This window comes from Metabacillus malikii (genome assembly GCF_030813355.1).
GTDB classification, from domain to species: Bacteria; Bacillota; Bacilli; order Bacillales; family Bacillaceae; genus Metabacillus; species Metabacillus malikii.
The window spans coordinates 38,271-49,822 of sequence record NZ_JAUSUD010000028.1; the positions used below are offsets into that span (position 1 = coordinate 38,271).

Sequence of the window (11,552 nt, forward strand, 5' to 3'; positions counted from 1 at the left end):
CAAAATTCATTTTATCACCAAACGATTGCTTATACCAAATAGTTTTATGATCGTTTTTGTATTAGGACTGTAGCTTGGGAGGCTATACCTTCTCCTCTACCGGTGAAACCCAGTTTCTCTGTCGTCGTTGCTTTCACATTTACCTGGGAAATATCCGCTTCAAGCAGCTCAGCAATACGTGCACGAATTTTTTCAATGTGGGGTGCCATTTTAGGCTTTTGAGCAATAATGGTACAATCAATATTCCCTAATTCGTAACCCTTCTCCTTCACTAACTGCCATACATGTGCCAATAGCTTAGCGGAATCAGCATCTTTAAAATTTGGATCAGTATCTGGGAAATGTTTACCGATATCACCTTCTGCTATTGCACCTAAGCAAGCATCTGCAACTGTATGTAATAAAACGTCAGCATCTGAGTGACCTAATAATCCTTGTTCATATGGGATATCGATTCCACCAATAATTAAAGGTCTTCCTTCGACTAACTGATGTACATCAAAGCCTTGTCCAATTCTAATCATTATTACCCTCTTCTCTGTTATTTCAACACTTTATTTTAAATCACTTTTTAAGGTTTTTGCTCATTATTCATTGTCCGAGTTGATTTATTAAATACTCAATCTTCTTGAAAGCTCGCACTTTCTATAAATGCTTTAGCCACTAATAAATCTTCAGGTGTTGTTAATTTGATATTTCTATAATCACCCATGACAATTTTTACAGGTTTACCAATACGTTCAAGTAAGCTTGCATCATCTGTACCTAAATAATTGCCTTCAATTGCAAGTTTATGTGCCTGTATGATGTTGCTAATTAAAAATGCCTGAGGTGTTTGAATTGACCATACAGATTCCCGCTCAATTGTATCGACTACTTGATTATTCTTTACGCGCTTTATAGTATCCTTCACTGGCACAGCAAGGGTAGCAGCTCCAGATATGATCGCTTCATTTAACAGGTTATTAATTTGACTATGTGTAATAAACGGTCTTGCCCCATCATGAACAAGGACATATTCACTTCCTTTTACAGCTAGTAACCCATTATAAACACTCATTTGCCTCTCAACACCACCTGAAACCAGTGCAACAACTTTTGATAACTGATAGGCTGTTATGAGTCCATTAAATATTTCTCGTTCTTGTTCATTAATGACTAAAATAATTCCAGTACACAATTGATGTGACTCAAATACTTTTAATGTATGAATGATGACAGGAATTTCATTAAGCTCAATAAACTGTTTGTTCATCCCTGCACCCATTCTTTTACCCGATCCTGCTGCAGGAACAATGACTTGGTAATTCATATAATGACTCCTTCAATTATTCAGTATACCATCATCATAAAATATTCGAACTTATATGTAAAATAGCCCATGAAACATTTTAGCATTATGTCCCATGAGCTATTCTTATTGTATTAATTAAATTTTTTATTTACAAAGCCTTTTCCAACATTTTTGGCTTAGCAAATATCATTCTCCCTGCCGACGTTTGCAGGACACTTGTCACAAGGACATCGATATGTTTACCAATATAATTGCGGCCATCTTCTACTACTATCATCGTACCGTCATCTAAATAGGCAATGCCTTGATTATGTTCCTTACCATCTTTTATGACTTGAACATTCATTTCTTCCCCTGGTAATACTACAGGTTTGACTGCATTTGCTAAATCATTAATGTTTAGGACATGAACTTTCTGAAGTTCACAAACCTTATTTAAATTAAAATCATTTGTCACCACTACACCTGAAGTTAATTTTGCTAATTTCACTAATTTGCTGTCAACTTCTTGAATCTCTTCAAAATCGCCCTCATAAATCTCAACGTTTATCGAAAGCTCTTTTTGAATCCGATTTAAAATATCAAGCCCTCTGCGTCCTCTGTTACGTTTCAGTACATCTGATGAATCAGCTATATGTTGAAGTTCTTCTAATACAAATTGTGGTATTACGATTGTCCCCTCTAAAAAGCCTGTTTGACATATATCTGCGATTCTACCATCAATTATGACACTAGTATCTAATATTTTTAATTTCTTTTCCTCCGGGTCTATTTCATCATCAGCCACACCCTTTTTCTTATTCATCCGGTTTGGCATTGAAAATAAGCTAATTAGCTCATCCCGTTTCTTAAACCCAATTTGAAAGCCTAAATATCCAAGTAAAAGTGTTAAAAAGATAGGAATAATTGTATTAAATAATTGATATTGAATTTCATTTAATGGAATTCCAATAAGAAATGCGATTATAAGACCAAATATTAAACCTAAACTACCAAATAATACATCCGTAACAGGAGCTTTTACTACAGCCTCTTCTAGAACCTTAATCCAATTTACGACGTAATCAACTAACCAAAAAGTTGCAATAAAAAAGATAATTGCACCTAATACTGCTAAGGTATATGGCGTATCTATAAAAGGTATGTCTTGCATAGATAGAAGCTCAAGTAATTTAGGCATGAAGAGAATCCCTAACATTCCTCCTACACACAAAAATAATAGTTGTATTATGCGTTTTATTAACATACCTTCACCTCCTTTTTACGATATATTTACTTTATCCTAATTACGATATTTACGATATAAAAAATCAAAAATGTAAATAGATTGATACAAGCTTGTAATCTTACTGGGTTTAGACCCTTTTTAGGTGATTTACTACTAAACAATCGTTCTTATTCGTGCTTCCTTTAACTAAAAAAGGAACTCATACAATATCCGTTTACCTCTAGAATCAATTCCTTAAAGACTCCATCCATATTTTTATCAATTCTCTCCCTTTCTATAAGTGAAACTTTTAAATTTAAAAATAGATTAAATATTTTCAAAAACTATGTAGATTTTAGCAAACCCTAAAAAAGCAAAACATCGAGGTAGCCCAAATAAGGAATTTGCCCTTTAGACTGCCGTTAATGAGCTAATAACTCATACAAAATCTTCAAAGTTAATAAAAAACCATACATTCATTAGTTATATTTACTTCATGCAATAACAAGCTTGCAAACCTTGGGTATAAAACCATTTAGAAAACAATTCTAATATACCCTAATTTGACGTATTTAAATCAAAAATGTTGCATGTTTCATGAAAAATTCTTACATTTTTCGGTCAACTAGTAACTGTTCTTGCAATCTTCTTATTCCTTCGACTATCTTTCTTGCACGAACCTCACCAATGCCTTCTACCTCATCTAGTTGTTCTACGGTTGCATGCATAATAAGTTTCAAGTTTTTAAATGTTGTCACTAAATTTTCAATAATTATTGTCGGGAGTCTAGGTATTTTACTCAATATTCGATACCCTCTTGGCATAACGATACTATCAATAGTTGAATAGGAGGAATATCCTAACATTTTCAATAACACTGCATCTTCTAAAAGTTCAAAACTTGACAAGCTTTGAATTTGTTTTATTACTTTATATGGCTCAACAATTTTTTCATTTGCGTAATCCCGTATCATTAAAGCTGCCTCGTCTTCAATACCGGATACAAGCTCTGCCATTTGCAACCGGATTAAGTGACCTTCAGCACCCAGTTCATTGATATAGTCATTGATCTCATCTTTAATGCGTAAGACCATCTCAAAACGGTGCAATACTTGTAAGACATCCTTAAATGTTACTAATTCCTCTAATTCTAAGGCTCCTAACGTAGTAATTGCCTCATCTAAAACATTTTTATACTTTTCCATTGTTTGAATAGCCTGATTGGCTTTCGTTAATATAACTCCTATATCCCTAAGCGCATATCGTAGCTCTCCATGGTAAAGAGTTATAACATTACGTCTTTGTGAAATAGCTATAACGAGATTACCTGTTTGCTTAGCGACCCGCTCCGCTGTCCGATGCCTCATACCAGTTTCTGAGGAATAAATTTTAGGATCCGGTACTAATTGAGCATTGGCATATACGATTTTGGTTCCCGAGTCACTTAAGATAATTGCTCCATCCATCTTAGCTAATTCATAAAGGTGTGCCGAAGAAAAGGAACAATGAATTGAAAATCCCCCATCTATTACTTCCTTTACCTTGTCATTATGTCCTACAACGATTAGGCCACCTGTTTTCGCCCTTAATACATTCTCAATTCCTTCTCTTATCGGAGTACCAGGAGCTACAAACTGTAAAATATCATTTAACGTCTTATCACCTGATTTACTCTCTTTTTCCATTCATTATCCCCCTAATGTGTTTTGGAGAGCATCGGCCACGTTTTGTACACCAATAATTTCTATATCTTCTGGAGGGGTCCACCCACCTATATTTGCAACTGGAATAATCGCTCTCTTGAAACCTAGTTTTGCTGCTTCGATGACTCGTTGTTCTATCCTAGATACTCTACGTACTTCCCCAGTAAGTCCAACCTCACCAATAATGACATCTGTTGGTTTAGGAGGAATATCTTTAAAGCTTGATGCAATACTGACAGCTACTGCTAAATCAATTGCAGGTTCATCTAGTTTTACACCACCAGCTACTTTTAAATAAGCATCTTGATTTTGGAGTAATAACCCAACTCTCTTTTCTAATACAGCCATTAGCAACGGAACTCGATTATGGTCGATTCCAGTCGCCATCCTCCTAGGGTTTCCAAAGCTGGTCGGAGAAATTAACGCTTGTATTTCCACCAACACTGGTCTAGTTCCTTCCATTGATGCTACAACTGTTGAGCCAGCAGCACCCTTTGAGCGCTCTTCAAGGAATATTTCTGATGGATTTTGCACCTCATCTAAACCAGTTTCCTTCATTTCAAAAATGCCCATCTCATTTGTAGACCCAAATCGATTCTTTACCGCTCGAAGTATCCGATAAGTATGATGTCTTTCGCCTTCAAAATAGAGAACAGTATCTACCATATGTTCCAACAATCTTGGTCCCGCTATTGAACCCTCTTTCGTAACATGACCGACAATAAATATCGCAATTCCTTTAGTTTTCGCAATTCTCATTAGTTCTGCTGTTGACTCTCTAACTTGAGAAACACTACCTGGCGCAGAACTTATTTCACTATGAAAAACAGTCTGAATAGAATCAACAACAACAAACGCTGGGTTCATATCTTCAATCGCTTTCGAAATAAAGCTTAAATCTGTCTCTGATAAAACAAATAATTTATTAGACTTTACTCCAAGGCGATCTGCTCTTAGTTTCGTCTGCTTTACAGACTCCTCGCCGGATATATATAAAACATCATTCCCATTTTCAGCTAATTGTGAAGAGACTTGCAAAAGTAAAGTTGATTTCCCAATGCCTGGGTCCCCGCCAATAAGTACGAGAGATCCTTTGACAATCCCGCTTCCTAAGACACGATTAAATTCCTTTAGATTTGTAAAAATCCTTGGCTCTTGTGCTGTTTCTATATTCGTTATAGGGGAAGGTTTTTGAACGGTTTGTGTCGAGTGTGTAAATACAGCCTTTCGGGGTGAAACTGGTTTTAGTAGCTCTTCAGTCATAGTGTTCCATTCTTGACAACCTGGGCACTTTCCCATCCACTTGGCTGATTCATATCCACAGGACTGACAAATATATTTAACTTTTGTTTTAGCCATTACTTTAAAACCTCTCTTTATTAGATTAGCAGGTAGACATGCAAATTATGATACTTACTTCATGATTATATAATGAATAATGTCAATTCTTAATAAGTCTTATAGGGTGGTTATGCATTTTGTCTACGTAGTTAAATTTGTATATATAGGAATGAGGCACACTATTACAGTATGCCTCATTTCCCTTTTTCATTAATTCACTTCTTCTTTTTCAGTAGTCTTAACGATAAACTCACCATTATCAACATCAAGTACAATCTTTTGACCTTTATTAATTGTTCCTTTTAATAACTCCTCTGACAGTCTATCTTCAACATTTCTTTGTATTGAACGGCGAAGTGGTCTTGCACCATACTCAAGGTCAATACCCTCATCCGCAATTTTCTCTATTGCTGCATCGCTCAGCTCGATTGATAAATCTTGCTCTTTTAAGCGTTTTGTTAGTTGGTTAGACATGAGTAACACAATCTCTTTAAGATGCTTCTTCTCAAGGGAGTGGAACACAATAATTTCATCAATACGGTTAATGAATTCAGGTCTGAATGCTCTTTTCAGTTCATTCATTACTTTGCCTTTCATGTCTTTATAATTCTGTGACTCATCTTGAACATTAAAACCGACATATTTATTTCGCTTTAATTCACTGGCTCCAACATTAGATGTCATAATTAATATCGTATTTCTAAAATCTACAGTACGCCCTTTTGAATCAGTCAATCTACCATCCTCTAGTACTTGTAGTAAAATATTAAACACATCAGGGTGTGCCTTCTCAATCTCATCTAATAATACAACCGAGTATGGCTTTCTTCTAACTTTCTCAGTTAATTGACCACCTTCATCGTATCCAACATAACCAGGAGGTGACCCAACTAATCTTGATGTTGAATGCTTTTCCATATACTCTGACATATCGATACGGATCATAGCATCTTCATCACCAAATATTGACTCTGCCAATGCTCTAGCTAGTTCTGTTTTACCTACTCCAGTTGGCCCGAGGAAAATAAATGAACCGATTGGACGCTTAGGATCTTTTAATCCCGCTCTTGCACGTCGAACAGCCTTAGCTACCGCAACAACAGCTTCATCTTGACCAATTACTCTTGAATGGAGTAATTGTTCCATGTTCAATAATTTATCTGTTTCAGTTTGTGCTAATCTAGATACAGGCACTCCCGTCCAACTTGAAACAACCATTGCAATATCTTCAACAGTCACCTCTGTATTCTCTTGTCCTTGTTTTTCTTTCCATGTCTTTTTCGTTTCCTCTAATTGCTCACGTAAACGTTGCTCTGTATCTCGTAATGAAGCAGCTTTCTCAAATTCCTGACTTTGTACGGAAGCATCCTTTTCTTTACGTATTTCTTCAAGCTTTTGTTCAAGTTCTTTTAGATTTGGTGGTGTAGTAAACGAACGTAATCTTACTTTTGACCCTGCTTCATCAATCAAGTCTATTGCTTTATCTGGCAAAAAGCGATCTGAGATGTATCTATCAGATAATTTAACAGCAGCATCAATAGCTTCGTCAGTAATAGAAACTCTATGATGTGCTTCATAACGGTCACGCAAACCTTTTAATATCATGATACTTTCTTCCATCGTTGGTTCATCAACTTGAATCGGTTGGAATCTCCGTTCAAGTGCTGCATCCTTTTCAATATACTTTCTATATTCATCAAGAGTCGTTGCACCTATACATTGAAGTTCACCTCTTGCTAGTGATGGCTTTAAGATGTTAGATGCATCGATAGCACCTTCTGCACCACCCGCACCAATTAATGTGTGCAATTCATCAATAAATAAGATAATATTACCTGCTTGACGTATTTCATCCATTACCTTTTTTAAACGGTCTTCGAATTCACCACGGTATTTCGTTCCAGCAACAACCGTTCCCATATCAAGCGTCATTACTCGCTTATCCCTTAATATTTCTGGAACTTCATTTTGAACGATTTGTTGGGCTAATCCTTCAGCAATAGCAGTTTTCCCGACCCCAGGTTCACCAATTAGAACAGGGTTGTTTTTTGTTCGGCGGCTGAGTACTTCAATAACACGCTGTATTTCCTTGCTACGTCCAATAACAGGGTCTAAACTTCCTTCCCTTGCTATAGCAGTTAAATCTCTTGCCAAGCTATCAAGAGTAGGTGTGTTAGCATTCGTCATACTACCACTTTGGTGATTAGATGAAGTTTCATTACTACCCAATAACTGAAGGACTTGTTGTCTTGCCTTGTTTAGGCTGACACCTAAATTATTTAGAACTCGTGCAGCAACTCCCTCTCCCTCACGAATTAAACCTAATAAGATATGTTCAGTGCCAACATATGAATGTCCTAATTTTCTTGCCTCATCCATCGATAATTCAATAACCTTTTTCGCTCTAGGTGTATAATGAATCGTCTGTGAAGCATCTTGTCCCTTGCCGATTAATCCTTCTACCTCTTTTTGAATTTTTTCAGGTCCAAGTCCTAAGGCAATTAATGCTTTTGCAGCAATACCTTCACCTTCACTCACTAAACCTAGTAAAATATGCTCTGTACCAATGTTATTATGACCCAGACGTACTGCTTCTTCTTGTGCTAATGCAAGTACCTTTTGTGCACGCTCTGTAAATCTTCCAAACATCATGCTTCATCATCCTCCATCGGTTTGTTTCGTCTCATTTCTAGTTCAAGTCTTTCTCTTATTAAAGCAGCTCTACGAATGTCCCTTTCCTCAGGTCGTAACGGCCCTCCATAATACTGTTGTAAGAAGCCTGGCTGTGTTAATATCATCAGTTCGTTAAGTATATTACGAGAAATATCAGTTATAATGCCTAAATCTATTCCGAGTCTTACATCTGATAAGCATTTCGCTGTTTCATTTGACTCAATTATTCTGCTATAGGCTAATGTTCCAAAAGAACGGTATACTCTATCCTCTAGTTGAGTTTTAGAAACCTCATACAATTCTTCTCTTGTATTTCTTTCTTGTGTAATCAATTGTTGCACGACACTAACAAGATCTTCAATGATGTCTTTCTCTGATTTACCTAATGTTATCTGATTTGAGATTTGAAAGAGGTTACCAATTGCCTCAGAACCCTCGCCATAAATACCACGCACAACTAGACCAAGTTGATTTATTGCTGGGATAATTCGATTGATTTTTTGTGTTAATACAAGTGCTGGTAAATGCATCATAACGGAAGCCCTAAGACCTGTACCAACATTTGTTGGGCAGCTTGTTAAATAGCCGCGCTGCTCATCAAATGCATAATCAACATCCTGTTCGATCCAATCATCTAATTGATTCGCCACCTCAAGGGCCTCTTTTAGTTGAAATCCAGGAAATAGACACTGAATACGAACATGATCCTCTTCATTAATCATAATGCTAACTTCTTCATTTTCAGAAATTAAACATCCTCCATATGGTGCATTCTCGGTTAAATTTGGACTTATTAAATGTTTTTCTACGAGTACTCGCTTTTGAATTGGCTGCATCTCACTCATTTTAATCAATTCTAATTTACCAATATTGTTAAATTCTCTACTTGCATAAGCTGACTCGAACAAATTAAGAACCGTTTGTGACTCTTCGTTTGAAGATATAGTCGGGAATTTATATTGGTCGATATTCCTTGCAAGTCGGATGCGACTACTCAACACAATATCAGAATCAGGACCATCCTTCATCCAAGCACTTATTGCATTACTTATAAAACGTTGGAGTGACATTTTATGATCCCTCCTTATTACTTAACTTCTTCTCAAGTGATTTGATTTCATCTCTAATCTCTGCGGCTTTTTCAAATTCCTCTTGGATAATATATTCATTAATTTTACTTTTTAAATTTTCTAATTGCTTTCTTATGTGGATATCTCCCCCAATACGTTTAGGGATTTTCCCAGCATGAACTGTATTACCGCCATGCACTCGTCTTAATATTGGAGATATATACTCTTTAAATGTATGATAACAATTTGAACAACCAAATCTACCAACTTTCTTAAACTGTTGGAGAGTCATATGACATTGGCTGCACTGAGGTGTGTCATTTGCCTGAAAAACTTTATTATGTCCTTCCGTTTTTGCAATGTTTGATTCCATATTTAACAACCCAGTGAGTAAATTGTTTAAGGAAAATCCTGAATTTCCACTAAACATGAAAAGATCACTATTCCCTTTTGCACAATGCTCACACATATGAACTTGAGTTTTCTCACCGTTTATCACTTTTGTAAAGTGAAACGTTGCCGGTCTTTCTTTGCATTCCTGGCAAATCATCCGTCTCCCCTACCTTTACTTATATTTCAAAGAAGTTAACATCGCTTTTACCATTCTAGCCCTCAATTCATCCCGATGTGGGAGGTCTATATATAGCACTGAACGGTCAATTACACTTAACATTAATTTTGCTTCACGGGCTGAAATCACTTTTTCCGTGACTAGGCGACCAATAATATCTTCTGCTGCAGCTTGTGATAGGCGATGGTTTATCAAGTGAAGAATTTGATCAAGGAGATGTGCCTGGTTATTCGCACGAACCTTAATAATCCGTATATAACCGCCACCACCACGTTTACTCTCAACAACATAGCCTCTTTCAATTGTGAACCTAGTATTTATAACATAATTAATTTGCGAAGGTACACATTGAAACTTATCTGCAATTTCACTACGTTTGATTTCAACTATTTCCTTTCCACTATTGTCCAATACACTTTTCAAGTATTGTTCAATAATGTCTGAAATATTTCTCACTTAACCTCCCCCTTACTGACTTTGACTATATTTGACTTTAACTTTACTATAAATGGATCAGAAAAAATTTTCAACTTTTCTGTTCCATTTTAAATATTGCCAAAATCTACTGATATAAAACATCTTAATAAATTTTTTCTATATGGGGGATTTCACACATTATAGATTCAATTTTTTTCTTATAGTCAGCTTTGAAATTAATATCCAATAAATACCTATATGAAATAATAGCACTCTCATTTCTGTAACATTCTATAAAGGAGAACTTCGTTACTTTCACATCATATGTATGCAATTTATCTATTATCTGTTCAACTGATAAATCATTTGAATGAGTAATTAATTTTACCTTCTTAGCTAATTTCCTTCTATTCATTATTTTCTCTAGTCTGTTCAAAAATATTAAGCACATTAAAACTAGGATCGTTGTAAATATTGCAACTATATACATTCCGGCACCAATAACTAGTCCCAATCCTGCTACAATCCAAATTGACGCCGCAGTGGTCAATCCCCTTACTGTTGCACCTTTAACTAGAATTGTCCCTCCTCCTAAGAAACCAATTCCACTAATTACATAAGAAGGTATCCTTGCCGGATCAAATCGTATATTCCCATTCTCATTAATATACTCCTTAAACCCATAAAGAGATAATATCATCATTAAACAAGCTCCAATTCCGACTAATAGATGCGTTCGGAATCCTGCTGGATGATTATTTATTTCACGCTCTAATCCAATTAGTCCACATAAGATTGTCGCCACAAATATTCGTAAAAAAATCATGATTGTATCATCTTGCATAAATTCAACGATATTCACCGATATTTGTCTCCTATTCAAGTATTTAGTATTAAAAAGAGTAAGTGATTAAATTGTATATTTTATGAAGTAGAATTATTTAGTTTTTCTCTTATGTTGTCTCTCATTTTTTCGCAGAAATCTCGAGCACTATCATTAAATTTATAGATTCATTTAAAATTCAGCACTCAACGAAGGGATAAAATTATTTATTCTTTTATTATTTTTATGGCGAAGTATTTAAAAATAGACCAGTGAATGTGGAAACTAAACAATTCTTGTTATCAATAAATAGTAGAATAAACAAAAAAGACCAGTATCTCTACTGATCTTTTTCTCAAGGTACCTGGCAACGTCCTACTCTCACAAGGGGAAGCCCCTAACTACCATCGGCGCTGAAGAGCTTAACTTCCGTGTTCGGCATGGGAACGGGTG

The 11,552-nt window shown here is 35.7% G+C and carries 10 protein-coding genes and 1 rRNA gene; all 11 read right to left on the minus strand.

The window, feature by feature from the left end:
• Positions 1–44 precede the first annotated feature (44 nt).
• Complete coding sequence (ispF, locus tag J2S19_RS20300) at positions 45–524, minus strand: 2-C-methyl-D-erythritol 2,4-cyclodiphosphate synthase (RefSeq protein ID WP_307345722.1); 480 nt, start codon at positions 522–524, stop codon at positions 45–47.
• A 95-nt stretch (positions 525–619) separates the two neighbouring features.
• On the minus strand, positions 620–1,312 hold the full coding sequence (gene ispD, locus J2S19_RS20305) for a 2-C-methyl-D-erythritol 4-phosphate cytidylyltransferase (RefSeq protein WP_307345725.1): 693 nt from the start codon (positions 1,310–1,312) through the stop codon (positions 620–622).
• A 130-nt stretch (positions 1,313–1,442) separates the two neighbouring features.
• Positions 1,443–2,540 carry a PIN/TRAM domain-containing protein gene (locus tag J2S19_RS20310; RefSeq protein ID WP_307345728.1) on the minus strand — a complete coding sequence of 366 codons (1,098 nt, stop codon included), beginning with the start codon at positions 2,538–2,540 and terminating at the stop codon, positions 1,443–1,445.
• A 569-nt stretch (positions 2,541–3,109) separates the two neighbouring features.
• Positions 3,110–4,186 carry a DNA integrity scanning diadenylate cyclase DisA gene (gene disA, locus J2S19_RS20315; protein WP_307345731.1) on the minus strand — a complete coding sequence of 359 codons (1,077 nt, stop codon included), beginning with the start codon at positions 4,184–4,186 and terminating at the stop codon, positions 3,110–3,112.
• Between the two features lie 3 nt (positions 4,187–4,189).
• On the minus strand, positions 4,190–5,563 hold the full coding sequence (radA, locus tag J2S19_RS20320) for a DNA repair protein RadA (protein ID WP_307345734.1): 1,374 nt from the start codon (positions 5,561–5,563) through the stop codon (positions 4,190–4,192).
• Between the two features lie 192 nt (positions 5,564–5,755).
• Positions 5,756–8,197: an ATP-dependent protease ATP-binding subunit ClpC gene (clpC, locus tag J2S19_RS20325; protein ID WP_307345737.1), complete on the minus strand. Its 2,442-nt coding sequence runs from the start codon at positions 8,195–8,197 to the stop codon at positions 5,756–5,758.
• Positions 8,194–9,288, minus strand: coding sequence for a protein-arginine kinase McsB (mcsB, locus tag J2S19_RS20330; RefSeq protein ID WP_307345740.1), 1,095 nt, complete (start codon positions 9,286–9,288; stop codon positions 8,194–8,196). Before mcsB ends, clpC begins: the two co-directional genes overlap by 4 nt.
• A 1-nt stretch (position 9,289) precedes the next feature.
• A complete protein-coding gene (mcsA, locus tag J2S19_RS20335; protein WP_307345743.1) occupies positions 9,290–9,838 on the minus strand; it encodes a protein-arginine kinase activator protein McsA in 549 nt (182 codons plus the stop codon).
• A 15-nt stretch (positions 9,839–9,853) separates the two neighbouring features.
• Positions 9,854–10,315: a CtsR family transcriptional regulator gene (locus J2S19_RS20340; protein ID WP_307345746.1), complete on the minus strand. Its 462-nt coding sequence runs from the start codon at positions 10,313–10,315 to the stop codon at positions 9,854–9,856.
• A 124-nt stretch (positions 10,316–10,439) separates the two neighbouring features.
• Positions 10,440–11,120 (minus strand): MgtC/SapB family protein, encoded by a 681-nt coding sequence (locus J2S19_RS20345; protein WP_307345751.1) that lies wholly within the window; start codon positions 11,118–11,120, stop codon positions 10,440–10,442.
• Between the two features lie 341 nt (positions 11,121–11,461).
• Positions 11,462–11,552, minus strand: a 5S ribosomal RNA gene (rrf, locus tag J2S19_RS20350); the annotation flags it as partial.

What these genes read in the sequence shown, in the direction of transcription:
- mcsB (WP_307345740.1), bottom strand. Translation starts at nt 9,288, where the DNA reads ATGTCACTCCAACGTTTTATAAGTAATGCAATAAGTGCTTGGATGAAG.
- ispF (WP_307345722.1), bottom strand. Translation starts at nt 524, where the DNA reads ATGATTAGAATTGGACAAGGCTTTGATGTACATCAGTTAGTCGAAGGA.
- clpC (WP_307345737.1), bottom strand. Translation starts at nt 8,197, where the DNA reads ATGATGTTTGGAAGATTTACAGAGCGTGCACAAAAGGTACTTGCATTA.
- J2S19_RS20345 (WP_307345751.1), bottom strand. Translation starts at nt 11,120, where the DNA reads ATGCAAGATGATACAATCATGATTTTTTTACGAATATTTGTGGCGACA.
- J2S19_RS20310 (WP_307345728.1), bottom strand. Translation starts at nt 2,540, where the DNA reads ATGTTAATAAAACGCATAATACAACTATTATTTTTGTGTGTAGGAGGA.
- disA (WP_307345731.1), bottom strand. Translation starts at nt 4,186, where the DNA reads ATGGAAAAAGAGAGTAAATCAGGTGATAAGACGTTAAATGATATTTTA.
- ispD (WP_307345725.1), bottom strand. Translation starts at nt 1,312, where the DNA reads ATGAATTACCAAGTCATTGTTCCTGCAGCAGGATCGGGTAAAAGAATG.
- radA (WP_307345734.1), bottom strand. Translation starts at nt 5,563, where the DNA reads ATGGCTAAAACAAAAGTTAAATATATTTGTCAGTCCTGTGGATATGAA.
- mcsA (WP_307345743.1), bottom strand. Translation starts at nt 9,838, where the DNA reads ATGATTTGCCAGGAATGCAAAGAAAGACCGGCAACGTTTCACTTTACA.